The 25,813-nt window shown below is 45.9% G+C and carries 19 protein-coding genes and 1 pseudogene; 14 read left to right on the top strand and 6 right to left on the bottom strand.

The genetic code is table 11. The annotated features are described in order from the left end of the window. The first annotated feature begins 74 nt into the window (after positions 1-74). From H6G03_RS30410 to H6G03_RS30385, 6 genes are all read left to right on the top strand, one after another. Positions 75-986 (top strand): YegS/Rv2252/BmrU family lipid kinase, encoded by a 912-nt coding sequence (locus H6G03_RS30410; RefSeq protein ID WP_190473358.1) that lies wholly within the window; start codon positions 75-77, stop codon positions 984-986. A 478-nt stretch (positions 987-1,464) separates the two neighbouring features. Further along, complete coding sequence (locus H6G03_RS30405) at positions 1,465-5,211, top strand: response regulator (RefSeq protein ID WP_190473345.1); 3,747 nt, start codon at positions 1,465-1,467, stop codon at positions 5,209-5,211. Continuing rightward, positions 5,199-6,230 carry a response regulator gene (locus H6G03_RS30400; protein WP_190473342.1) on the top strand — a complete coding sequence of 344 codons (1,032 nt, stop codon included), beginning with the start codon at positions 5,199-5,201 and terminating at the stop codon, positions 6,228-6,230. The genes H6G03_RS30405 and H6G03_RS30400 overlap by 13 nt, the downstream gene beginning before the upstream one ends. Before the next feature lie 537 nt (positions 6,231-6,767). Continuing rightward, positions 6,768-8,990, top strand: coding sequence for an amylo-alpha-1,6-glucosidase (locus H6G03_RS30395; RefSeq protein WP_190473355.1), 2,223 nt, complete (start codon positions 6,768-6,770; stop codon positions 8,988-8,990). 362 nt (positions 8,991-9,352) lie between these two features. Further along, entirely contained in the window at positions 9,353-10,546 is a 1,194-nt protein-coding gene (locus H6G03_RS30390; RefSeq protein ID WP_190473340.1) for an RNA-guided endonuclease InsQ/TnpB family protein, read from the top strand. Positions 10,547-10,668: 122 nt separating this feature from the next. After that, entirely contained in the window at positions 10,669-11,052 is a 384-nt protein-coding gene (locus H6G03_RS30385; RefSeq protein ID WP_190473337.1) for a hypothetical protein, read from the top strand. A 188-nt stretch (positions 11,053-11,240) separates the two neighbouring features. Here H6G03_RS30385 and H6G03_RS30380 read toward each other — a convergent pair whose 3' ends face one another. Together H6G03_RS30380 and H6G03_RS30375 are read right to left on the bottom strand one after the other, a co-directional pair. Continuing rightward, a complete protein-coding gene (locus H6G03_RS30380; RefSeq protein WP_190473334.1) occupies positions 11,241-11,540 on the bottom strand; it encodes a DUF2973 domain-containing protein in 300 nt (99 codons plus the stop codon). Positions 11,541-11,799: 259 nt separating this feature from the next. Continuing rightward, positions 11,800-12,135: a DUF2605 domain-containing protein gene (locus tag H6G03_RS30375; RefSeq protein ID WP_190473331.1), complete on the bottom strand. Its 336-nt coding sequence runs from the start codon at positions 12,133-12,135 to the stop codon at positions 11,800-11,802. A gap of 320 nt (positions 12,136-12,455) precedes the next feature. Here H6G03_RS30375 and thrS point away from each other — a divergent pair, with 320 nt between their 5' ends. The 3 genes from thrS to thrB all read left to right on the top strand — a co-directional run bounded on the left by thrS (position 12,456) and on the right by thrB (position 17,359). Further along, positions 12,456-14,297 carry a threonine--tRNA ligase gene (gene thrS, locus H6G03_RS30370; RefSeq protein ID WP_190473352.1) on the top strand — a complete coding sequence of 614 codons (1,842 nt, stop codon included), beginning with the start codon at positions 12,456-12,458 and terminating at the stop codon, positions 14,295-14,297. 388 nt (positions 14,298-14,685) lie between these two features. After that, on the top strand, positions 14,686-16,140 hold the full coding sequence (locus H6G03_RS30365; protein ID WP_190473328.1) for a FecR family protein: 1,455 nt from the start codon (positions 14,686-14,688) through the stop codon (positions 16,138-16,140). Positions 16,141-16,393: 253 nt separating this feature from the next. Continuing rightward, positions 16,394-17,359 carry a homoserine kinase gene (thrB, locus tag H6G03_RS30360; RefSeq protein ID WP_190473325.1) on the top strand — a complete coding sequence of 322 codons (966 nt, stop codon included), beginning with the start codon at positions 16,394-16,396 and terminating at the stop codon, positions 17,357-17,359. A gap of 240 nt (positions 17,360-17,599) precedes the next feature. On the opposite strand, the pseudogene H6G03_RS30355 reads toward thrB, so the two are convergent. After that, positions 17,600-17,802 (bottom strand): annotated as a pseudogene (locus H6G03_RS30355) (IS200/IS605 family transposase); the annotation flags it as partial. A gap of 106 nt (positions 17,803-17,908) precedes the next feature. On the opposite strand from H6G03_RS30355, the gene H6G03_RS30350 reads away from it, so the two are divergent. Then, positions 17,909-19,117 carry an RNA-guided endonuclease InsQ/TnpB family protein gene (locus H6G03_RS30350; protein ID WP_190473319.1) on the top strand — a complete coding sequence of 403 codons (1,209 nt, stop codon included), beginning with the start codon at positions 17,909-17,911 and terminating at the stop codon, positions 19,115-19,117. A 141-nt stretch (positions 19,118-19,258) separates the two neighbouring features. Here H6G03_RS30350 and H6G03_RS30345 read toward each other — a convergent pair whose 3' ends face one another. Together H6G03_RS30345 and H6G03_RS30340 are read right to left on the bottom strand one after the other, a co-directional pair. After that, positions 19,259-21,007 (bottom strand): sensor histidine kinase, encoded by a 1,749-nt coding sequence (locus tag H6G03_RS30345; RefSeq protein WP_190473316.1) that lies wholly within the window; start codon positions 21,005-21,007, stop codon positions 19,259-19,261. 138 nt (positions 21,008-21,145) lie between these two features. Continuing rightward, the gene (locus H6G03_RS30340) at positions 21,146-22,180 is read right to left on the bottom strand and encodes a chemotaxis protein CheB (protein ID WP_190473313.1); all 1,035 of its coding nucleotides are present in this window, start codon (positions 22,178-22,180) and stop codon (positions 21,146-21,148) included. Between H6G03_RS30340 and H6G03_RS30335 the strand changes: the two genes are divergently transcribed. Genes H6G03_RS30335 through H6G03_RS30325 form a run of 4 tightly spaced genes read left to right on the top strand, consistent with a single transcriptional unit; the run spans position 22,171 to position 25,113 of the window. Next, positions 22,171-22,494, top strand: a complete 324-nt coding sequence (locus H6G03_RS30335) for a hypothetical protein (RefSeq protein WP_190473310.1) — start codon at positions 22,171-22,173, stop codon at positions 22,492-22,494. The two genes, H6G03_RS30340 and H6G03_RS30335, sit on opposite strands and share 10 nt — an antisense overlap. Continuing rightward, positions 22,491-22,613 carry a hypothetical protein gene (locus H6G03_RS39030; RefSeq protein ID WP_255512299.1) on the top strand — a complete coding sequence of 41 codons (123 nt, stop codon included), beginning with the start codon at positions 22,491-22,493 and terminating at the stop codon, positions 22,611-22,613. Before H6G03_RS30335 ends, H6G03_RS39030 begins: the two co-directional genes overlap by 4 nt. 47 nt (positions 22,614-22,660) lie before the next feature. After that, complete coding sequence (locus H6G03_RS30330) at positions 22,661-23,260, top strand: chemotaxis protein CheB (protein WP_190473349.1); 600 nt, start codon at positions 22,661-22,663, stop codon at positions 23,258-23,260. A gap of 2 nt (positions 23,261-23,262) precedes the next feature. After that, complete coding sequence (locus H6G03_RS30325) at positions 23,263-25,113, top strand: CheR family methyltransferase (protein WP_190473307.1); 1,851 nt, start codon at positions 23,263-23,265, stop codon at positions 25,111-25,113. Positions 25,114-25,249: 136 nt separating this feature from the next. Here the strand turns inward: H6G03_RS30325 and H6G03_RS30320 are convergent, their stop codons facing one another. Then, positions 25,250-25,630 carry a translation initiation factor gene (locus tag H6G03_RS30320; RefSeq protein WP_190473304.1) on the bottom strand — a complete coding sequence of 127 codons (381 nt, stop codon included), beginning with the start codon at positions 25,628-25,630 and terminating at the stop codon, positions 25,250-25,252. Positions 25,631-25,813 lie beyond the last annotated feature (183 nt).

Here is a 25,813-nt window from a genome sequence, read left to right as displayed (position 1 = left end):
ATCGGCACGACCTTAAATGTACGTCGAGGGACGGTAAGACTACTTCGGTAGCACGACTCAATGAAGCGTAAAGAATCCCCGTCGCTTCAGCGCGGGGAGTATGTCAATTGGAAATTCTTTTGACAACTCCAGAAGTTGATGCAGCAACTTTGGTACAAGAGGCTGTAGCACGCGGGGCTGAAACGGTTATCGCTTCTGGCGGCGATGGTACTATCTCTGCTGTCGCCGCTGGCTTGGTGGGAACAAACATTCCCTTGGGAGTAATTTCGCGGGGTACTGCTAATGCCTTTGCTGCTGCATTAGGTATTCCAAACACGATTCCAGCTGCCTGCCAAACAATTTTAGGGGGAGTCACGCGGAAGATCGACGCTGCCTACTGCAATGGCAAACCGATGGTTTTGCTTGCTGGTATTGGTTTTGAGGCAGAAACAGTCGAAAAAGCCGATCGCGAAGCTAAAAATCGCTTTGGAATGCTGGCTTATATTTTAGCTGGAGTACAGCAGCTCAGAGAGTTAGAAAGGTTTGAATCAGAGATTGAAACTGATGACAAAATTATTACTGTCACGGCAGCTGCGGTGACAGTCGCCAATGTCGCACCTCCTACCTCGATTTTGGCCCAAGGGCCGGCTGGCCTGATTTCGGATGATGGTTTGTTGGATGTGACTATAGTAGCGCCGATGAATATAGCTGGAGCGATCGCTGCTTCCTATCACCTGCTTCAAACAGCTCTTAGCGGCAACGCAGCTCAACGCGACGACATCGGTTATCTGCGGACAAGAAAAGTTAAAATCAACACCCACCCGCCCCAGAAAGTCGTTCTTGATGGTGAACCGATAGGCACCACCCCGATTGAAATTGAATGCGTTCCTGGCGGTTTAACCCTGATCCTGCCTTTAGTTGAAGAAGCTGTGGCTTCTGAGAAACTTTCCGGACTTCCCGACTTAAAGGTTGAACCTAAAACGCCGCTTACAGTTGAAGAAATTTGATTGTGGGCCAAGAAGGCTACTTTAACAAAATCTCAGACCCTGTAGCGTCAGGGTTAAAGGCTGGGTTTGGCTTGGCTTAAGTTAATTGCCTAAAACTCTCTTGTGGAGCAGCCTTAAATATTGCCGTCCCTCTAATCCCGCTCAATCGATTAGCTATATTTATCATCCTTAAGGTAGAGGTAAATTTTGCAAATATACCATTACCAGATTTTGACATAGAGAAGAAATTACGGCAAATAAATATAAAGCTGATAATTGCAATTTATTTCCTGACTGTTTTCGAGAATAGTAGATTTTTAACTGTGACTGCAATCCCATATATATGACATTTTTATTGCTGAATTGCAATAGACTAATAACTAATAACATTATTGGCTATTAGCGAGGGGGTATGGGTAACTGGCCATCCCAAATCACACTTTAAAAATGACTGCTGCGGCAACCACTAGGAAAGTTTGAATCAAGGAAGTTTTAATAGATGCTTATAAAACTTGCGCTCGGCACGATTATCTTTATTGCCACTTGCTACTTTACGATCGCATTTATAATTATTAAGCAACTGGTTATGGGGCAGCATATACGACGGAATGGGCTGTTAGCAGCAGGCTCCGCAATCTTTTGTACTTGCACATTTACATACTCAGGCTATGTCCTGGCAACTGCCGTTGTCGGCGAACAGCACATCATTTCCACACCATTCATATTGCAAGTAGGATTTGACTTTTTGATTGCCCTAGCGGCTGGGATTTCCATTGCTTGGATTTATCGCACATCGCGCCAAAGCATTGCGGATGGCACTGCGACTACTGTAGCCGATCGCCAGCGAATTTTCCGCTGGTGGGGCGGTGATATTTTTCAGCCGCCCCACCAGCCTCAACGTGCAGAGCGAGTACTGCGAGAGAGCGAAGCGTCAATTCGAGCGCTTTATGAGGTGACGGCATCGCAAGAAATGGATTTTCACCAGCGTCTGAAAAGGATGCTAGAAATTGGCTCTCAGCGGTTGACCCTAGATTTTGGCGTCTTGGCTTGTGTAGAAGGAGATCGCTATGAAATAGTTGCAGCACAAACGCCCGATAATAGCATCCGTAGCGGAGATGTATTCGATTTGCAGCAAACTTACTGCCGCGAAACCTTGCAATCGGAAGAACCCATCGGCATTGACGCCAGCAATTCTGAGTGGTGGTATCATCCAGGCTACGCGGCTTTTCAAATGGAAGCTTATCTGGGCACGAGAATAGTTGTAGCAGGCCAAGTCTACGGTGTGCTGTGTTTCTCTAGCCGCACCCCGCGATGCACGCTGTTCCAATCTGTAGACAAAGAATTTTTGAAGTTAATGGGGCAGTGGATCGGCAGCGAGATCGATCGCGCTAAAGCTTACTCGGCTTTAGAACAACAACTGGAACGCAGTCTTCTTTTAGCACAAATTACGCAAGAAATTCGTGCCTGCTATAACACGACACAAATTATTCAAACCACTGCCAAACTGCTAGGTAATGCCTTTAAAGTCAACCAATGCGTCATTCATACCTATATTGCCACTCCTACCGCCCAGCTTACGGTGGTAGCTGAGTATTCAGAACCTGGGTACGAATCGATTATAAATTTAGAAATCCCCGTAAATGCTAATCCCTACGCACAGCATATACTGGCTAGCGATCGGGCGATACCTTCCCCTAATGTTTACATCGATCCGCTCTTAGAACCCGTGACAGAACTCTGTCGTAAAATGAATCTCAAATCGCTTTTAGGGATTCGTACCTCCTACCAGGAAGAACCTAACGGCGTGATTGGTTTGCATCAGTGCGATCGCTTCCGTCAGTGGACTAAAGACGAAATTGAATTGTTGGAAGCTGTCGCCGCTCAAGTCGGGATCGCCTTGGCTCAAAGCCACCTGCTAGAGCAAGAAATGCGCCAACGGGAGGAATTAATCGCCAAAAACTTAGATTTGGAACAAGCCAAAAAGTCCGCAGAAGCTGCCAACCGCGCCAAGAGCGAATTTCTCGCCACTATGAGTCACGAGATTCGCACTCCGATGAATGCGGTTATCGGTATGACAGGTTTGTTGCTGGATACGCAATTAACGCCTCAACAGCAAGACTTTGTGGAAACTATTCGCAGTAGTGGCGAAGCGTTGCTCGCTATTATTAACGATATCCTCGATTTTTCTAAAATTGAGGCGGGTAAGCTGGAGTTAGAAAAAACACCTTTTGTTTTGCGTAGCTGTATTGAAGAATGTCTCGACTTGGTAGCGCGTCAAGCAACTGAAAAAGGACTGGAATTAGCTTATCTGATTGAGCCTTCTGTACCTGTAACTTTAGTAGGGGATATCACCAGAGTACGCCAAATTTTAGTAAATTTGCTCAGTAACGCCGTCAAATTCACGACAAATGGGGAAATCTTGGTGTCGGTGTCTGCCCGCCCTCTAAAGAGCGAAACAGAGTCGGGAGAAATTTTTTTAACTCAAAACTCAAAAAACGAAGTTAATCACTCCCCTACTCCATCAAAATACGCGATTCGTTTTGCCGTCCAAGATACTGGCATTGGTATTCCTTCCAATCGGATCGATCGCTTATTTAAAGCTTTCAGTCAGGTTGACGCTTCCACTACCAGACAATATGGCGGTACGGGTTTGGGTTTAGCGATCAGCCAAAAGTTAGCAGAAATGATGGGTGGGCGGCTGTGGTTTGAAACAGAAGAGGGAGAAGGCTCTACGTTCTATTTTGCGATCGTTGCCGAAGTTGCTCTCAACAGCAGTACCGACAACTGGCCAAGCGTGACGACGACCTTGGGCGAGCCTCGCTCTCATTTAGCAGGAAAGCGACTGCTCATAGTTGATGATAATGCCACCAATCGCAAAATTTTGCTTTTACAAGCTCAGTCTTGGGGAATGTTCGCTCAGGCGGCTGCATCTGGTAGCGAAGCATTGGAATGGCTGCTTCAGAAAAAGGAATTTGACTTGGCTATTTTGGATATGCAGATGCCGCAGATGGATGGTCTTACCCTTGCCACTCGAATTCGCCAAATCCCAGAGTACCGTCAATTGCCTTTAGTGATGCTAACTTCTCTGGGACGACAGCAAACGGATTTCCAGAACAGCAGTGCAGATTTTGCCGCTTTCGTGAATAAGCCGATTAAACAATCTCAACTTTACGATATTTTGGTTGATATCTTTTCCGTTCGTTCGACTTTTATCAAAAATAATTTTTCATCGTTAAAAGACAGAGAACGAATGACTTTCGATACAGGGCAAACAATGCCCAAACTCGCTGAATCGCTACCGCTGCGAATTCTGTTAGCGGAGGACAATGTGGTAAACCAGAAGGTAGCTTTACAAATATTACAGCGCCTGGGGTATCGGGCGGATGTGGCGGCGAATGGCTTGGAAGTGCTGGATGCCCTGCATCGGCAATCCTACGACGTGGTGTTGATGGATGTGCAAATGCCAGAAATGGACGGACTAGAAGCCACTCGTCGCATCTGCCAGGAATGGGGAATGGAGAGAGAAAAGCGGAAGAGAGAAGAGGGAGAAGGTAAGGGGAAATCTATTCCATCCCATCTAAAATCTAAAATTCAAAATCTCAAGTCGAGTAGACCTTGGATTATTGCGATGACGGCTAATGCTATGCAGGGCGATCGCGAGATTTGTCTGCAAGCGGGTATGGACGACTATATCAGTAAACCAGTCCGGCTGGAAGAATTGCTTTTGGCATTGGAGAGGTGTCAGCAGAACAATTCCACCTGTGCGATTTTCGATCGCGCCTGGGAGAGCTGGCATAATTGCCAGGAGACGATGCCATCCGAAGCGCGACCCGACGATCGAAAAACTCAAATCCCATGTCCGCAATCGATCGATCCTCTCGCTTTGCAAGCAATCCGCGATATGGCAGGTAAAGATGATGCTGGGGAACTTGTGCAGGAAGTAATTGATTGTTTTCTAGAAGATGTTCCCCAATTATTGCAAGCCATCCAAACTGCCGTTGAAATCGGTGATTGGCGGACGCTAATGCGGGCGGCTCATACTCTCAAGTCAACCAGTGCTACTCTGGGTGCAGCTACACTTGCCGAATTAAGCAGACAATTGGAAGCACTGGGTCAAAATGGCAATCTCGAACAGGCGTCGGCAATTGTCTTGCCCGCACGAACTGGCAATCAGTCTCTCATTAATCTCGAATATGAAGCAGTTAAGGCCGCTTTGCAAATAGAACGCCAAAAATGTCAACCATGAACACAGGAGTTTGTCAACCAGAACCACCTTCGATCCTGATCGTGGATGACGAAAAAATGATGCGAATTCTACTCCGGCGTGCGCTGGAAAAAGAAGGATATCGAGTTGTAGAAGCTTGTGACGGTCAGGAAGCGATCGAGATTTACCAACGCATCAAGCCGGATCTGGTGCTATTAGATGCGGTTATGCCCATCGTGGATGGTTTTGCCTGCTGTGCAAAATTGCAATCTTTAAATGAAGAGGATGCCAAACAGACGCTACTTTACGGTAATCCAGAAGGTCAACAAAATTCTCTATGGCAAATGCGATCGGGTCGCACGCCAATCTTAATTGTGACCGGTTTGGAGGATGCGGCATCTGTCGATCGAGCTTTTGAGGTGGGTGCTACTGATTATGTGACTAAGCCCATCCACTGGGCTGTACTGCGCCAGCGGGTGCGTCGTTTAATCGAACAAGCTCAACTTTACAAACAGCTGGAAGCAGCTAATCAGGAGTTACAGAGGATTGCCTGTTTGGATGGTCTGACTCAAGTCGCCAATCGTCGCGGTTTTGATGAAACTCTCGAACGCGAATGGCGACGAATGGCACGGGAACAAGGATTCCTATCGTTGATTCTGTGCGATGTAGATTTTTTTAAAGCTTTTAATGACCATTTCGGTCATCTAGCTGGAGATATATGTTTGCAGCAGGTTGCTCATGCTATTCGCGAAGCTACGAAACGTCCCGCCGATCTAGTGGCGCGTTACGGAGGTGAAGAATTTGCCGTGATTTTGCCCAATAGCCCGGATCGTGGTGCAATTCATGTAGCTCAGCAGATTCAAGCCAACATAGCAGCGTTGAAAATCAGCCATCCCCAGTCTGGGGTCAGCCAGTACGTTACTGCTAGTTTGGGTCTTGCCTGTATTGTTCCGCCTCCCCATTCCCAGCCGATAATGCTGATTGATGCTGCTGATAAGGCGCTCTACGAAGCAAAAGCTAGCGGACGCGATCGCTTTATCCTTAACTCATGGGAATCCTAGCAGATCTTCACAGAAATTTAGGGGTAAATGCAGTTGCCAAAAATCTAACTAATTCTTCTCAATCTTAGTCATTTTGATAGCTAGATGCCAATTATGATAATTTTTGGTGAGGGAGTTTTTGAGAGTAGCTCTTTTCACGGTATAATCACAACATGAAGCTAGTAGAACGTCATATTATCACAAAAAACCATCCTCTCTGGTCAGAAATTGACCATAAGGCTTTTTTGTCGAAAAATTTGTTTAACCTAGCTAATTATCATTATCGTCAACACTTTTTTACACACCACCAGAAATTAAACTTTAATCAACTTTACCATCTCCTATATCGAGGCGAGAATTGTGCCGAAAAGTAGTTGTCTTAGACCAAGGAATAAAGGGTTTGCCGTTTAACCCTGTGGTGCTTGACCCACTACGAATGACTGGACTTTCAGCCTGTGAGTAGGTTTGAGTAAGTTTAGTTGAGCGGTGATGTCAATCGAAAATCTAAAATCTAAAATTTAAAATCAATAATGTACACTGAAGCGAAAATTGATTGGAATGTTGCCGGATATTGTTGAGCTAGACGATAAAATTTTTGTGCCATTCGATCGAGAGCCCATCCCAGAATGGCCTTGCGTTCTCAATGAAGAACCCCAGCCAACGCTCACTATCAAAGACCACGATATGTTTTTGGTGACCGATACGCTGGGCAACATAGTTTGCAGTTTAAGAGACGATGTAGACACCAGTATGGGTCTGTTCTGCAAAGACACCCGGTTTTTGAGTCGCCTGGAGTTGCAAATAGAAGGTCGAGCCCCAGTTTTGCTCAACAGCACAGCCGATAAAGGCTTTGTGCTGTCGGTTTTGTGTACCAATCCTAGAATCGAAAATCTTCTCGCACCCGATACGTTGGGAATTCGGCGCGAACTTCTTCTCAATGGCGCTCTTTTTTCAGAAATAGAAGTCACTAATTACAGCACCAACACCGTTAGCTTTGAACTGAGCATTAGCTTTGATGCCGATTTCGTAGATTTATTTGAAGTGCGCGGTTTTGGGAGACAAAAACGCGGGCAACTTCTGCGATCGATCCGAGATGGAAAACCAGCCGAACAAGAAACTGGCGAGCTGACTTTAGCATACCAAGGTCTAGATGGCTCGATTATGGAATCTCGCATCCAGTTCAACCATCGCCAGCCAGACCTTTTTAAGGGCTACACCGCTATTTGGCGTCTGGAGTTGCCATCTCACCAAAGCGAAACCATCGGATATCGGCTTCAGATGTTTACCAATAACCAACCGATATCTACAATACAGGCTCCCATTACGCTAGGCCAAGCTAAGGCGGCTGAGTTACAGGAGGAGCAAAGTTGGACGCAGCAAAGTACGCGGATTCGCTCGGACAAAGCTATTTTTAATCAGGCGATCGAACGCGCTGAAAAAGATGTTTATTTGCTGCGTCAATCGTTCGATAAAGGTACGGTGCTTTCGGCGGGAGTGCCTTGGTTTTCTACTTTGTTCGGTCGCGATTCTATCATAGCGGCGTCTCAAATTTTAATGTACAACCCGTCGATCGCACGGGAAACTCTGATGATTCTTGCCGAATACCAAGGCAAAATAAATGATGAGTGGCGCGACGAGGAACCGGGGAAAATTTTACACGAGATCCGCTTTGGGGAAATGGCTCGCTGCGGTGAAGTTCCCCATACACCGTACTACGGTACTGTGGATGCCACACCTTTGTGGTTGATGCTTTATGCGGAGTACTATGCTTGGACTGCGGACGGGGAAACCCTAGATTGTTTGTGGCCAAACGCTTTGGCGGCGATGGATTGGATCGATCGCAATTGTCAGGAAACCGGTTATCTCCGTTATGCTTGTCGATCGTCGCGAGGTTTGGTAAACCAAGGTTGGAAAGATTCCGGCGACTGTATTGTCTATCGTAAAGGTCAGCTGGCAAAACCGCCGATCGCTCTTTGCGAAGTCCAAGCTTACGTCTACGCCGCGAAGGTGCGTTTGGCGGAAATTGCCAGAATAAAGAAGCGCTTCGATTTGTCCGAGCGCTGGCTAGAAGAAGCGAATGACTTGAAAGCCCGCTTTAATCGCGATTTTTGGCTGGAAGACGAAAGTTTTTGTGCTTTAGCTCTCGATGGCGACGGCAATCAAGTCGATAGCATTACTTCCAATCCCGGTCACTGTCTCCATCTCGGCATTCTTACCCCGGAAAAAGCTCATAGTGTAGCGGAACGACTGACAGCGCCAGATATGTTCAACGGTTGGGGTATTCGCACTTTGAGCAGTTTATCACCCGCCTACAATCCGATGGGCTATCATATCGGTTCTGTTTGGCCGCACGATAATTCGCTGATTGCAATGGGGTTACGCAGTCTCGGTTCGATCGATCGAGCGTTGGAACTTTGCCAGGGATTGATTGATATGACGCTGCATCAACCCTATCAACGTCCCCCAGAATTATTCTGCGGCTACGAACGTAACGGCGACAATACTCCCATACGCTATCCTGTCGCTTGTTCGCCCCAAGCTTGGGCAACGGGCAGCATTTTTCAGTTGTTGCAAATGACGATCGATCTGGTACCGGATGCGCCGAATAATTATTTGCGAATTATCGATCCGGCGCTTCCGGAGTCGATCGAATCTCTGTCGTTGCACAATTTGCGAGTAGGCGGAACTTTACTGGATTTGGAATTCGAGCGAACTGGAAATACAACTTCCTGCCGAGTCGCCAAAAAACGCGGTAATTTGCGCGTAGTCATCGAAGCTTAGCAAGTAGGGTGGGCATTGCCCACCCTACTGAAAACCTGGGAAGAGAAAAAAGTTAGTACAGAAATCGTTCGGTTTCGCTTTGCTCAACCCAACCTCAAACTTAATTTATATAATCATCTAGCTATAGAATAGTACTCTGATATCAAATCTGTTGGTAACACAATTATCATCTTTTCCTCTTAGCCTTCACAATACCTTAGCAATCGGGAACGAGCGAAAAAATTACATTTGTTAATATTATATAACTTTATAGTTCAATCCAAAAGTAAACTACACTGTGTTAACTTTTGTCCGACTACTTAATTTCCTCCGAAAAGATCGAAATTAAATTCTAAAATAGCCCATGTGATATGATTTGGGGTATGGAACAAATACTAACGCTAGTTTGCAAGCTTCAACCCACGCCAGAACAGGTCGCCCAAATAGAGGCAACCCTTCAGGCGTTTGCGGCTGCTTGCAACTACGCTAACGAGGTAGTTAAGCCCCAAATAACGAGCAAGACGGCAATTCAAAGTACGGTTTACCAAGAATTGCGTTCTCAGTTTGGGCTTAGTGCTAATTTGGCGGTTAGAGCTTGTGCCAGAGTTGGGGCTAATCGGAAAACCGCAAAGCTTAAAGATAAGCCAGTCAAAGCGTTTAAACCGACTAGCGCCGATTACGATGCTCGGATCTTTGCTTTTAGAGAGAAAGATTGGAGCGTCAGCTTGACTTTGATGGATGGTCGCCACCACATTAAGTTGAGCATAGGGCAGTATCAAATAGGCAAGCTTAAGGGTAAAAAGCCAACTTCTGCTCAACTTTGTAAACATCGAGATGGCAACTATTACATCCATGTTCAAGTAAAGGACGCGCCACCAGATCCGATAAAATCCGAACGAGTTATCGGGATCGATTTCGGGCGCACCGACATCGCTGTAACAAGTGAGGGACAAAAATGGAGCGGCAAAGACGTAACCGCAGTTAGAGATAGATACGCCAGAACTAGAGCGTCGCTTCAAAGTAAAGCCACGAAAGGCACAAGATCTACACGGCGTAGATGCCGTCAAATCTTGCAACGGCTGTCGGGTAAAGAGCGACGTTTTCAGGCGCATCAAAACCACGTCATCAGTAAAACTATCATTCAACAAGCACTGCAATTGAATGCAATTGTTGCTATTGAAGATCTGACAGGAATTCGAGAACGAACCAATCAATTGCCTCGCACCAAGACTGAGCGCAGACGCTCTAATAATTGGGCGTTCTATATGCTGCGACAGTTCCTTGAATACAAGGGAATTGGTGCAGGAGTTGAGGTAATTGCAATCAATCCCCGATATACAAGCCAAACCTGCCACAGATGCCTGCACATCCATCCGGTAAGAGGTGAATCTTATCGGAGTGGGAAAATTTTTAAATGTGGGCATTGTGGTTGGCATGGGGATGCAGATCTTAATGGTGCAAAGTTGATTGAATTAGTGGGGTCGTCTGTAAACCGACCTGAAGGCAACAAGCTATTCTGTAGTTTGAGGGCTATTGAAAGCCCCCGCTATATCGGTACTCCGATTAGCGGCGGGTAGTTTACAATAATGGGCAATCAATTATCAATCGCGCTACGAATTCAAAAGACAATCAAATTCTGCTCAGTCATACCTCTGGCGGGCTGTTTGCCGTATTTGACCCGACAACTGGAGAGTTTGAAGTGCCAACCAACTCCGACGCAGGCGTTGAATTTACTAACAGCCAAACGAAAGATATCTCGTATAAATTCACACCATCCGGTACTTGGAAACCAAAAGCCGATATTCCAGATTGTACCGCCGCTGGATTGAAGGGTTTCCCACCGGAAATTCAGACACCTCTGAATGAGGGCTTGAAAGCATTTCAGCAGTACCTCAAATATCCCAAAAACACGACATTTGCACTGCTGGCAGTGAACAAGACAACTGGTGCTGTAACTGAAGTGGGTCAAGAAACGACTATTGTTCTCAAAGCGAATGAAACTTTGACTTTCCTAGTCAATGATTTTACACCCAATTATGGCGATAATACTGGCATTTTAACGGTCAAGTTCTCTGCCATTTGAACGAAATGAAGAGGTGGCGATGGGCTGTTGCTGCCTTCTTTAAGAGTTAAGGCAACGAAGCTGATGGTGAGTTACGGCACGGCAACTCAATTATTGGTTAAAAGCGCTGAAATTATCGCTCGTGCCGTCCCCCATCCTACGATTAGATCGTTTGTATTAACTCAAGTTGGCTGCAATGTGGTTAAGAGTTAGCCATTAGCTTCGGGAGGATTTTCGTAAAGCGATTCTAATTTTTGACGAGCATCTTCGACGCCGATCGATCGCATTACCAAAAGCGGTTCGTCAATCACGTTGCCAGCTTCATCCAAAAATTCTGGATGCGGCACCTGCTTAACTCGGCGAGAATGGGAGCGGGAAGTCGATCGATCGCTTGCAGACCAGTTGCTGTAATTGTAATCCGCACTTATACTCATCAAACTGCGGATGAGATTGCCTACAGCTAAAAAGGCAAGTATAGTAAAAGCCAAAATATAAAGCAGGTGCAACATCACATTTTCCTCCAAGTCAAACAGTCTCTAAAAAAGTCAAAAATCACTCAGTCAAAAGTCAAAAAGGGAATAGGCGCTAGGGGCTGGGGCTTAAATGAGCGGATTTAACGAGACATAATTTTTTCTTTTTCCACATTTAAAAACAGGGGCTGGAAAGTTTTTGAGGCACGGTCAAAAATTTTTAGGGAAACAAGCGCGTTTTATGATATATTTACAACTCTTCTGCAAGTGCAGAATCGGAGCTATTTTTATTTTGCGTCTACTCGTCTTGTTTTTGTTTGGTAGACTGCTCCATACGAAAACGCATCCCAACCTGCCAACATTCCATAAGCAAGCGGTGCCAGGGCATTAGCGTTGCCGTTTCGACGCCAGCTTGACCGCCCGTTGCTTTATAAAGCATATGGACTGTGCTTACCTCATTTTGAGCGTTTTTCACCCGTTCCAATAGGTCGGATTGCTGCTCTCGACTCAAGAAAGCAATTTCTTCTGTTTCCAGCAGGTCGCGCGATCGCCCAAACCAATATTGAAAGTCTTCTAACAACGGTTGCAGAAGGGTTTTGAGCAATTCTGGCTCAGGCAGGTTGGAGTTAAGCATGAATTATCTACAGATTACTAACCTATCTAAATATTAACCTTAATGCAATTTACAATTCTTTACAATATTTTAATAGGGGTTAGGGGTTAGGGGTTAGGGCGTCGGGAAAAGGGAGAGGGAAGAGGGAAGAGGGAAAAGGGGAGAGGGATAGGGAAGAGGAGAAATTTTGACTTTTGACTTTTGACTTTTGACTTTTGACTTTTGACTTCCTCACTCCCCCACTCCCCCACTCCCCTCTGCCCTCGGCTCGATAAGATAGAAGCTATGGGGCATTTATGCAGCCCCAACCTAATTAGTTGCCTGTCAAACATAATCGTCACATGGTAAAGTCGCCGTCAGTCAGATCGGAATCTGCCGATTCCTCACAACAACCAGCTAAAATTCATCTCCCTCGCACCAGTGAATCGGAATCCTTAAAAAAGATTCGTCATACGACTTCCCATGTCATGGCGATGGCGGTGCAGAAGCTGTTTCCCAAGGCTCAAGTTACGATCGGCCCTTGGATTGAAAATGGATTTTACTACGATTTTGACCATCCAGAGCCTTTTACGGAAAAAGATTTAAAGGCGATTAAAAAAGAGATGATCAAAATCATCAATCGCAAACTGCCGGTAATTCGGGAAGAAGTCAGCCGCGAAGAAGCAGAACATCGAATCAAACAAATTAACGAACCTTACAAACTGGAAATTCTGGAAGGCTTACAAGAACCGATTACCATTTACCATCTGGGAGACCAATGGTGGGATCTTTGTGCTGGCCCCCACGTTGAAAATACCAGTGATTTGAACCCCAAAGCAATTGAACTGGAAAGCTTAGCCGGTGCTTACTGGCGCGGGGACTCCACCAAGGCGCAGTTACAGCGGATTTACGGTACGGCATGGGAAACGCCGGAACAGTTGGAAGAATATCAGCGCCGCAAGGAAGAAGCACTGCGTCGAGATCATCGCAAGTTGGGTAAAGAACTGGGACTATTTATCTTTGCAGATTTAGTAGGGCCGGGATTGCCTTTGTGGACTCCCAAAGGTACGGTATTGCGAAGCATCTTAGAAGATTTCTTGAAACAGGAACAGCTCAAACGCGGTTATTTGCCAGTTGTAACGCCGCACATCGCCAGAGTGGATTTATTTAAAACCTCCGGACACTGGCAAAAATATAAAGAGGATATGTTCCCCCTCATGGCAGAAGACGAAGAAGCCGCCGCTGCGGAACAAGGCTTTGTCCTTAAGCCGATGAACTGTCCTTTTCATATTCAGATTTATGAGAGCGAGTTGCGTTCTTATCGGGAATTGCCGATGCGGTTAGCTGAATTTGGCACGGTTTACCGTTACGAACAATCCGGGGAACTGGGTGGCTTAACGCGGGTACGAGGATTCACTGTTGATGATTCTCACTTATTCGTAACGCCAGAACAATTGGATGACGAATTTTTGAATGTGGTGGATTTAATTCTATCTGTGTTCAAGAGTTTGCAACTGAAAAACTTCAAAGCCAGACTGAGTTTCCGCGATCCAGCTTCTGACAAATACATCGGTTCCGATGAAGTTTGGGAAAAATCGCAAAATGCCATTCGTCGCGCTGTTGAAAAACTGGGAATGAATTATTTTGAAGGCATTGGCGAAGCCGCATTTTACGGCCCGAAACTGGATTTTATTTTCCAAGATGCGTTAGAAAGAGAATGGCAATTGGGTACTGTTCAGGTAGATTACAATTTGCCGGAACGATTCAAGCTTGAGTATGTGGCGGAAGACGGAAATCGCAAACGTCCGGTGATGATTCACCGCGCTCCTTTTGGCTCTTTGGAAAGGCTAATTGGCATATTAATTGAAGAGTACGCTGGTGATTTTCCGCTGTGGCTAGCACCTATACAAGCGCGATTGTTGCCTGTGAGCGATGAGTTTCTACCGTTTGCTCAACAAGTGGCAAAAGAAATGAAATTGCTTGGTATCCGTGCCGAAGCTGACAGCAGCAACGAGCGCTTGGCCAAACAAATTCGCAATGCGGAAAAAGACAAAATTCCCGTGATGGCAGTGGTGGGAGCGAAGGAGGTTGAATCTAATAGTTTGAATATTCGCACTCGCGCTTCTGGAGAATTGGGAGCGATCCCAGTGCCGGAAGTGCTAGAAAGGTTGAAGCAAGCGATCGCTAACTACAGCAACTTCTAGGGGTTAGGGGTTAGGGGTTAGGGGTTAGGGAAGAGGGAAGAGCTAAAAGTCACTCATTCAAAAGTCAAAAGTCAAAATTGCCCCGCCTCTCTCTTCCTTTGAGAGCGTGCCGTAACCCACCATCCCAGACATCTGTAACATAAACAAACATTTTCCTCCATAAACCCGAAAGACCCGTCGAAACAGTAAGTCCATAAATAAGCAAAAACTTGGCAAAATAGCCTATCTTTTAGCCTGATTTAACTAAAGCTTTATTTAAAATTTCCATACTTCAGCTTACACTTATTTATAGCTAAGGCGATTCGGAGCCGATTTTGTAGTATGGAAGTAAAGGATCTGCCTCGATCGCTTTGGTACGGGTTCAATTTTCTACCGTTGGGAAAAACCCATGTCTCGCAAGTTAGTTCTGCTCCTGAGCCTGATTTTGTGGAGCATTATGACGCTACCTCTACCCAAAGAGGTCAGCGCGGAAATGCCATTATCTAAAGCCGTTATTCAAAGCATACGCAATCTCGTCCGCCTCATCCCGCAAAATCAAACAGGGCGTCCGGCGCGTGTATCCGAGCCGATGAACCCTGGAGATTCCTTGGCGACAGGTCGAGAATCTCTGGCTGAGTTGCGCTTCAACGATGGTTCTTTGGCACGAGTTGGCGAACAAGCAGTATTTCAGTTTCTACCAAATACACGCACTTTTAAATTGTCTGACGGTACGGCGCTGCTGCTGATTGCACCCGGACGCGGTAGAACTCAGTTGCAAACACCCAACGCGAGGACAGGAATTCGGGGCTCCGCTTTATTTGTGCGCTACAACCGCAAAACAGACACCACAATTGTCGGGGCTCTGACAAATAGTAACATTGAGGTATTCAATCAAGATGCTTCTCAAGCAGAAGTGCTGCGAGCAGGTCAGCTGGCAGTGATCGTCAAAGATAGAATTGAGCGGATATACGATTTTGATATCAGAACTTTTTATGAAACTAGCGACTTGGTAAGGGGGCTAAACTTAACTCAACCAGGTGATAAAGCTAATCCAGATTCGGCAATGGCCGATGTTCAATCTGAAACTTCTGCTGCTGTCACAGAACAGACTCCCATTGTTGGGCAAGGGGTGATTGAAAACCCAAATTTTATACAGCTAGATGCCGCTTCATCAAACTTACCCAATGTTGGCGCTGGCAACGATAACCAGTTAGATACAGGTCAATCCGATCGCAATTTCGGACAGTCGATCGGCCCCAATCCATTTAGTGGCAACCCAGGCTTAGAAAATCCTCCCCTAGAAGGAGGACAGATTCTGTCCGATCCGGAAAATTCTCCCGATCGATCGCAGCCGCCGACTGACGATGGCCTACCGAATACGCCCGGTAACCCCAGTAATCCAGATAATGCCGGTAATCCTGGCAATCCCAGTAATCCAGATAATGCCGGTAATCCCGGCAATCCCAGTAATCCAGATAATGCCGGTAATCCCGGCAATCCCAGTAATCCAGATAATGCCGGTAATCCTGGCAATCCCAGTAATCCAGATAATGCCGGTAATCCTGGCAATCCCAGTAATCCAGATAATTCTGGTAATCCTGGCAATCCCGGTAATGGGGGAGATAATGGCCCACCATCGAATCCCGGTAATTCAGACAATGGCCCACCAGGGCCTGAAGGTAATCCCGGCAATGGGGGAGATAATGGCCCACCATCAAATCCCGGTAATTCAGGCAATGGCCCACCAGGGCCTGAAGGTAATCCCGGTAATGGGGGAGATAATGGCCCACCATCAAATCCCGGTAATTCAGGCAATGGCCCACCAGGGCCTGAAGGTAATCCCGGTAATTCCAGAGGGCTATAACCGAATCGCACTTACTTAAGCAAAACTTACTGCCTAGACCCCCGACTTCTTGAAGAAGTCGGGGGTCTAGACTCCGCTTATCAAGCGTGCGATTCGGTCGTAATATATAATCCTTCGGAACAAATCGGTAAAGTCACAGAGCCCATAAATTATTAATAGCTTCGCAAGCAGTTGCAAACGTTAAAATTTGCCTACTGTCGGCTATAAATAAAAAACCTCCTGTAAATCGAGATAAATCGAGACAAATATCAAAATGCTTGATGCTTCTACTGTGAGCGTTACTGTTCCGGCCACTACTGCTAATCTGGGGCCGGGTTTCGATTGTATCGGCGCAGCTTTAACGCTGTACAATGAATTTAAGTTCTCTTGCCTGGAACCATCCCTTTCATTGGCACCGAATTTGAGGGAGGAAACAGGGCAAGTTAAAATTACTGTTACTGGTGTTGAGGCCGATCGCGTTAAAACTGATGAGAGCAATCTCGCTTACCAATCATTCTTAAAGTTGTACCGACATATCGATCGCACCCCACCAGCAGTAGAAATACAAATAAACTTGGATGTTCCTCTAGCAAGAGGGTTGGGTAGTTCGGCAACGGCTATTGTGGGTGGATTGGTTGGTGCTAATCAGTTAGCTGGCGCACCTTTGAGTCAGACAGAAGTGATGGAATTAGCGATCGCTTTGGAAGGACACCCAGATAACGTAGTACCCGCACTTTTGGGAGGTTGTCGTCTGGCGGCTACCGCAGCAGCGGAAAACAAAATTGATTGGCAAATTTGCGATGTTCCCTGGCACAGCGACATTGTGCCGATCGTCGCTATTCCCGACTTTGAACTCTCGACGGCAGAGGCGAGGCGAGTTCTGCCAACTGAGTACAGTCGCGCTGATGCGATTTTCAATACCGCTCACTGCGGTTTGCTGGTGCGGGGGTTAGAATCCGGTCGGGGCGATTGGTTGCGCGTAGCTTTGCAAGACCGCATCCACCAACCTTATCGGCAAGCGCTGATTCCAGGATACGATGCTGTGCGGGAAGCTGCTTTGGTTAAGAAAGCCTACGGTATGGTGATTAGCGGTGCGGGGCCAACTTTATTGGCTTTGGCAAATTTTGTAGATGCACCTGAAGTGGCGGTAGCAATGGCGGCAGCTTGGCAGCAGGAGGGAATCGAATCCCAGGTGCGATCGCTCTCTATTGACGTTCGCGGTGCAAAGATAGACAGCTAGTGCAAGAAGGCAGAAGGGAAGAAAGCTTATACAGTCAGCTTTTTACCTTTTTTCAAGTGCTGGGTTATTTCTGCCGCGCTGCACTAGAAGCACCATTTTGAGCCGCTTGTCTCTAAATCTCATCTATCTGGAATGAAGCCATTCATCTCCCGTTACAGTCGAAGACTTAACGGGAGATGAATGGCGACCAATATATAAACTGAGCGTGAGCGAATCCTTATTCTGGTGTCGGCAAGTTGGCTCAACATATTTTTTTAGTTGTTCAACTGTAGTACCACCACAACTAGCGATTTGCGTAAGAACCAGTCGGTGAAATAGGGCTTGTTGTAAAAATATTTTTGTGCCAACCAGGGATATTCTTTACGGATTAGTCTACTACTCACTGTTTTTAAATTACCGATTAATGTAGACAGTGGTATATCTGGTTTATAGACCACTAAAACAACGTGAGAGTTAAGTTTATATACAGACCTAAAACCGTTATGATACATAATTGACAGTCAAGAGCGTTAAGTATTAATATAGAATAAGTTTAGCTCAATGTAACTGATGTTAGACGTACTCAAGGTAAGAATTTATCCCAACACAGAACAGGAAATAGCCCTAGCTAAAAGCTTTGGCTGCTCTCGTTTTGTGTGGAATTATTACCTAAATAAAACTAACAATCAGTATCAAGAGACAGGGAAAGGCATGAGCTATTGCGATATGGCGAAAGACCTTACCCAACTGAAAAAACTCCCTGATTACGAATGGCTACAAGAGGTAACGGCTGCTACATTACAACAAACACTTAAGAACTTAGAATCTGCTTTGAAAAACTTTTTTGCTAAAAGAGCTAGATTTCCTAAGTTTAAAAGTAAGCACAATAAGCAATCAATCCGTTATCCTGAAAGTTGTTCAATCAAAAAAGGTGGGTTAAAACTGCCCAAACTTGGTATTGTTAAAGCTTCAATCTCAAGAAGTATTAACGGCAAGATTAAGTCGGTAACAGTTTCTAAAACAAGTACAGATAAGTATTTTGCTGCAATCTTGTTTGAGACTGATGATTTAATAACCAATAAGCAAGGAAAGATTTCCGGCATTGATTTGGGTTTGAACAGTTTAGTAACTGTGTTTGATGGAGAAAGCTGTTATAAAGTTGAGCCAATCAAACCTAGCAGAAGATATGCTAAACGATTGCAAGGTCGCCAACAAGCTTTATCCAGAAAAACGAAAGGCTCCAACAATCGCAAAAAACAGCTTATAAGAGTTGCCAGAGTCCATGAAAAAATAGCCAATACTAGACAAGATTTTCTCCACAAACTCTCAAGAAAGTTAGTTGACGAGAACCAAGTCATTGTAGCAGAAAACCTTTGCGTGAAAGGATTGGCGCGTACCAAACTAGCAAAATCAATACACGATGCTGGTTTGGGAATGCTGCTTAATTTCTTAGGCTACAAGCTGGATAGAGAAGGAGGAAAACTTATAGAGATTGACAGATTCTTTCCTAGTACAAAGCTTTGTAATTGCTGCAAAGTCAAGAACAATTCTTTAAATCTAAGCATTCGTGAATGGGTTTGTCCAAGTTGCCAGACTCAACATGATAGAGATGAAAATGCCGCAAAAAATATCAGGGAAGAAGGCTTAAGAATACTGTCAACAAATACCGTAGGACATACGGAAATTCAAGCTTGTGGAGAGGAAGTAAGACTCGTTAACACTCGTGTTAAAAAGCATTCCTCTGTGAAACAAGAATCTCCCGTTATAGCGCCAGCTTAACGGGAGAGTGTCAACTAAAGATCTTTTATAAATTATTTACAAGTACTTCTATAGGTATATACTTAATTGTAGTTAAACATACAAAAAAAATCCTGCGTAGGCAGGATGTGGTTTGGGTTATTTACTACGATCGCAAATATTTTAATGACTGGGTTTTTGTTCGTCGGAGGATCGCAGATGTCGCAACGGCAGCGTTACAGTCACCACAGTTTGTGCGCCCACTTCGCTGGATAAGGTAATTTTACCGCCGTGCAAGTCTACACACTGTTGGACAATAGATAGCTCCAATCCTATGCCATCTATATTGCCGACATCACTACCTATGTATAACAAATCAAATAGTTGCTTTCGCTCTTGTTTTGTCACGTCACTATCTTCATATTTGACGCAGAAAATTGCTTCCCTATTTTCACAAATTAAATCAAATTTAATTTGGCCGCCTTGAGGAGAATACTCGATCGCATTGGAAAGCAAATTTGTGAGAATAGACCGCAGCAGTTGCTTGTCTAAACAGGCGCTCGTATTACCTTGACTGGAAAAAGTGATGATACAGCCGTTTTTTGCATTTGGCTGGAAAAATTCCACCTGTTCTCGGCAGAACTTTTCCAGATCCAGCAGCGCCGGGTTGAATTGCAGTTTGCCTGCTGTAGCATTAAAAACAAGTAATATATCATTCAACACCTGGTTTGTTTGTTGGACAGCCGATCGAATCTGTTCCAGATGCTGATTTTTTTTCTCGGTACTCCATTTATCACCGTAAATTTTGACCAATTCGGCGGAAGCGATGATATTTGTAAGTGGGGTGCGAAATTCTTGGGCAATTACAGATAAAAAATTGGCTTTCATCCGGTTGAGTTCTTTTTGTGTCGCCAAAGCATAGTTCATTTCCGCTTCTGTCTGTTTGTGTTTGGTGATATCTTTCACGGTTAGAACAACCGCGTCAACAAAACTGCCGAGATTTTGCATCAAGCTAATGGTGTACTCACAGTACCTAATTCCGTCTGCGAATGGAAAGCTTATTTGACCAGTGATGGATTGTCCTGTGCGGAGAACCTCTTGCCGTTGAAGATCGAAACTTACCATCGTGTGTGCTGGAAAACCTATATCTTGCCATCTCTTGCCCACAATGTCAGTTTGTACCTTTCCCCAACTACGTGCAGCTTCTGGACTTGCGTAGATGCACTTACCTGTTTGGTCGATGACATAGAGATGAATTGGCGAAGCGTGGAGGATGGCGTCAAGCATTTGTAATTTCTGCTCAACTTGTTCCGCCTGCTTGAGCTTGGTGATGTCTCGAAGTTGCCAGCGCAAAGCTACTACCTGTCTGTGAGAATTCTGCACCGGCACTATTGTGCAAGCAGCTGGGAAAGCTTGTCCCTTCTGGGGCTGAATTTCGACTTCCCAGTCTCTGAGTTCCTGACCGTTTTGCCGTTGAAACAGTTGGGTGCGAAAGTCGCGACGAGCTGATTCTGGCACGAAAACTACTAGGGGTTTGCCGACTATGCGATCGCTCCTAACATTTAGCAAATTTGCGGCTGCTTGGTTTGCTTCTAAAATCACTCCCTCTGGGTTCGTTACCAGATAAGCATCCGGGGCGAAATCAAACAGATCCTGGTAACGCCGACGTTCCGTTTCCAAGGCCATTTGGACGGTGGCTAACTCTTGATTTCGATCGCGCAGTTCCTCGCTGGCAACCTGTAGCTCTTCCAACGAAAAGGTAAGTTCGTCTAAGCTTTGCCGCAGCAGCATTTCCTCATCTCGGTCAGAAATCTGTTCAATTTCTCCCATAAAGTTTCTGGGCGACTTGGGCAGTGTATCCGTCCTCTGCCAAAGCATTTCCAGTCGTTGCAGAGATGCCGCAATTTGCCGATCGAAAATTTCTTCTATCATTAGGGTAAGAATTTAAAAGGTTTTTATTAAAAAATCTTCCAACTATATGATAATCAAAAGAATCGACAATCCCACTTGTGCTGTACATTGCTAAGTTTAGTTGTGTCGATCGCTTTCCCGCTCCTCTTCAGGATCGTCTCATAGTCGATCGATCTCACTTCGCTCGATCTCCCGATTGCCATCGTTGTCACCATTATTTCTGATCAGCGCTTCTCGGATGAGCGCAATGCTTTGGTCTGCTTCTTTTGCTTGAGCTTCAAAACGTTGGGCTGACAGCTTTTGGCCTCTTCCGTTCGCCCGTTCTGCCATCTTGCGGATGAGCGCGGACTTTTCCTCTAGGGCGCGGAGGGCACTCCAAAGCGCTTCTTCCAAAGCTTCAGACTGGCGAGCTAACAAACTTTTCGGCGCAAAGGCGTGACCGGTACGACAGCGGAAACGAACGAACTTTCCGTCCTTCAACTCCCACAAGACACCGCCACATTCCGGACACGCAAAAGCCGAGGGCGTTCCGGGTCTACCGTCGCTTTGCAGAATATCCATATCCATCTGAGCCAAAGCAGATTCTATTTCCATACTATTGGAAGGGCGATCGGCTTCTTCTTCGACTGACTCGTGCGCTAACTTTACCAACACACCTGCAATCTCCGACAGTGGTAATATGCAGTCAACCTGTACGTTGTCGATCGCACTGCGCGGCATTTCCCCAAAAAGCGCATCGTCCGGGTCTTGTACAACTGCAACTCCACCTCGTTGCTTCACCGCTAACAAACCTGCTGTACCATCGTCCAGTGTGCCCGTTAGGACCACACCTATGACCCGATGCCCGTATGCTACTGCTGCCGATCGAAATAGCGTATCGATCGCAGGTCGGTGATTGTTTTCTCTGGGGCCGCCAGACAGGTGAAGATGTTTGCGTTTTACAATTAAGTGCCAATCCGGAGGTGCTACATAGATATACCCGCGTTCGATCTCTTGCCCGTCTTTAGCGTGTTCTGCTTTCAAAGCACCTGCGCGGCTGAGGATTTGTGGCAGAACGCTTTTGGTGTAGGAGGGAAAGTGAACAACCACAAAGATAGCAGCCGGTATATCCAAAGGCAGATCGCCAGCTAATTTTATCAGTGCTTCCACTCCGCCCGCTGAGGCTCCGATAACGATAATGTCGCGTGTGGGCATATTTTTTAGCTGCGATCGAGCGGCTTATGGGGTGGGATGGAAGGACTCTTTACTGTGGTTTAATAGACATCTCCAAAAATTCTTGTGGGGTAGGCATCCTGCCTGCCTTTAATATTCTTTTGGAGGAGATGTTTGATGACTGGTCAGAAACTAACAATTTCTGCGATAATTTTATCGTAAATTATATTTCTTTTAACATATTAAAGGTAGTCAAAATCAGTCTATATCCAGACACTCAACAGCAGCAGTCACGCTTGGCAAGCTTTTGGTTCTTGCCGTTGGCGACCCCACTTCCCGGTCAACCTAACGATTGACAACGGTCGGGGATGGTTTAGTCATCATCCGGCTATCCATCTCCATCCTGCAACGCTATCGGGTGGAGCCTGACGCCGTATTCGGTAAAGTTTCGTTACTTACTGGTGAAAAATGGTGAAAACGAAAGTAACGTCAAGGTTGTTACCTGCAAAACCGGAAGACATTATGGCAACCGAATGCAGTATCAGTCCAGCTTTTGACATTGTAGCTCTGGCGGCTTCGGCTGGGGGACTGAACGCTTTGAGTTGCATTTTGTCCAGCCTACCGGCTGATTTTCCAGCGCGGATCGTAGTGGTGCAGCATATGTCTGGCCAGCATCGCAGTTTTTTAGCAGAAATCCTCAACCGTTGCACGCCCTTGCGAGTAAAGCAGGCTGAAGAAGGAGAACAAGTGATTCCAGGTACAGTTTACGTTGCCGCACCCGATCGCCACTTATTGGTTAACCTCGACAGTACTGTTTCTCTTACTCAAACTGAAAAAGTGCATTCTGTGCGTCCCTCTGCGGAGATATTGTTTAAATCGGTAGCAGAAAAATATCAGAAAAGAGCGCTCGCCGTAATCTTGACGGGAGCAAATATGGATGGCTCAAAAGGAGTAGAAGCAATTAAAAAAATGGGTGGGAAGGTAATTGCACAGGACGAAAGTACATCACAAGTTTTCGGTATGCCTGCTGCGGCGATCGATACTGGCTGCGTTGATTGGATTCTGCCACTGGACAAAATCGCAGATGCCATCAAAAATTTAGTAATGGGAGGGCAGATCTAACGATGAGCATTGCCCCCAAAGACGAACAATTTGAAACGTTGCTACAGTACCTCAAGCAGAGTCGGGGTTTTGATTTTACAGGTTACAAACGCCCCAGCTTAATGCGCCTGACAAAAAAGCGTATGCAGCGGGTCGATATCGAATCCTACAGCGATTATCTGGATTATTTGCAAGTACATCCGGCTGAAGTAAATCATCTTTTCGATGCACTCCTCATTAATGTGACAGCCTTTTTTCGCGATACCTCAGCTTGGCAAGCTCTAGCTAATGAGACTATCCCTCGTATTATGGCTGCCAAGCCAGACCGAGAGCCTATTCGGGTGTGGACTGCTGGCTGCGCGACGGGGGAAGAAGCTTATACAATTGCGATCGTGCTGGCGGAAATTCTAGGGGCAGAAGGGTTTCGATCGCGAGTCAAAATTTATGCAACGGATTTAGACGAGGAAGCCCTCAATTGCGGTCGTCAAGCTACCTATTCCAGCAAGGGTGTGCAAGAGCTTCCCGAAGAGCTGCGGCGCAAATACTTTGATGTGTCGGGCAGAGATACATACACTTTTCGTAACGACTTTCGGCGCTGCGTAATTTTCGGTCGTCACGATTTGGTGCAACACGCGCCGATTCCCCGCCTTGACTTACTGATCTGCCGCAATACTTTGATGTATTTTACAGCAGATACACAAGCTCGGATTCTCGCCCGCTTTCACTTCGGTTTAATTGAGACTGGCTTTCTGTTTGTTGGCAAGGCGGAGATGTTACTGACTCACGCTAACCTATTCCAACCAGCTAATCTAAAGTATCGAATTTTTTCTAAAGTAGCTACAATCAGTATGCGGGATCGTTTACTGGTAATGGCAGACTCTGGTAATACGGAAGCGAGCAACCAAATTGTTGCGAATATGCGTTTGCGAGACGAAGCGATAGAAAATAATCCTGTCGCACAGATAGTAGTCGATGTTCAGGGTAACTTAGTACTCGCAAATCGATCGGCTAGGATTTTATTTGGTCTAACTTCCCACGATTTGGGGCGTCCTTTGCAGGATTTGGAACTTTCTTATCGTCCCGCCGAATTGCGATCGCGCATAGATCAAGCTTACGCGGAACGTCGCTCTGTGGTAATTCCTAACGTGGAACTGATGCGGGGAGAAGATAATATCACCAGTTTGGAAATACAGGTGATTCCTCTGTTGGAAACCAATGCAGATATACTTGGTGTGTCAATCGTGTTTAATGATATAACTCGCTACAGCCAATTAGAGCGCGAATTGCAACGTTCAACTCAGGAATTAGAAACCGCTTACGAAGAACTGCAATCTTCCAATGAGGAATTAGAAACCACTAACGAAGAACTGCAAAGTACCAACGAAGAACTAGAAACTACGAACGAAGAACTCCAGAGTACCAACGAAGAACTGGAGACGATGAACGAAGAACTGCAATCTTCCAACGAAGAATTGCACACCACCAACGAAGAACTCCGCCTGCGTACTGAGGAACTCAACCGCGTTAATATTTTCTTCGATTCCGTCCTGATCAGCTTGCGAATTGGTATGGTGGTTTTGGATAACCGTCTCAGCGTCCAACTTTGGAACAATGGCGTTGAGGATTTGTGGGGTTTGCGAGCGGAAGAAGCGATGGGACGTTTCTTTTTTGACTTGGATATCGGTTTGCCCGTAGAAAAACTGCGCGGATCGATCCGCGCCGCCCAACCTGCGAACCCCGACGAACAGGAACTTATTTTAGATGCGGTTAACCGGAGGGGTAAAAATATTCGCTGTCGCGTTATTTGCACATCTTTGATTGTCGGTAATCAACCGCAAGGTATCATACTTCTGATGGATGAGCGGCTCGAATAAAAACCGCATCATTGGAATTGCAGATTTCAGATGCCAGATTTCAAATAGAAGAAAACTAAGTTCAATTTGAAATCTTAAACTTTACAGCAGATTTCAGATTGAAATAAAATCCAAAATCCAAAATCCAAAATCGCCATTACCCGCCGCTGACCTTGGCTTTGTAACCCAATTGGATGAGAATTTGTACGATTTGTTGAGCGCGATCGCCCTGAATTTCGATCGTATTTTCCTTCACAGTGCCACCAGCACCGCATTGGGTTTTCAACTGTTTGAGCAAAGCGTTGAGAGTTTCCGGCTTAGTCTGAAAACCGGTAATTACCGTCACGGTTTTGCCCTTGCGACCTTTGCGGGATGCCTGGACGCGCAAATCTTGGCGATCGATCGGCAGTTCTTGCACCGGTCGTTCAAAGGCAGCGGCGTTCTTGTTGTTGTTGTTGTTGTTGCCAAATTCCGAGTAGACAACGCGATTTTCATTGCGATCGTTAGGCTCGGAAGATTTACGTTTGGAAGAAGACATAGAAAAGTCAAAAGAAAGGGGTTAGGGGTTAGGGGTTAGGGGTTAGGGAAGAGGGAAGAGGGAAGAGGGAAAAGGAAATAGGGAAAAGGGAAAAGGGAAAAGGGAAGAGGGAAGAGGGAAAAGGGAAAAGGGAAAAGATTTATTCTCCCGCTCTCCCGCTCCCCCCTAGCCCCCAGGCCCCCC

It is taken from the genome of Aerosakkonema funiforme FACHB-1375, from assembly GCF_014696265.1.
Taxonomy (GTDB): Bacteria; Cyanobacteriota; Cyanobacteriia; order Cyanobacteriales; family Aerosakkonemataceae; genus Aerosakkonema; species Aerosakkonema funiforme_A.
Note: the sequence above shows the minus strand (reverse complement) of the source record. Positions and strands in the feature narration are given on the sequence as shown.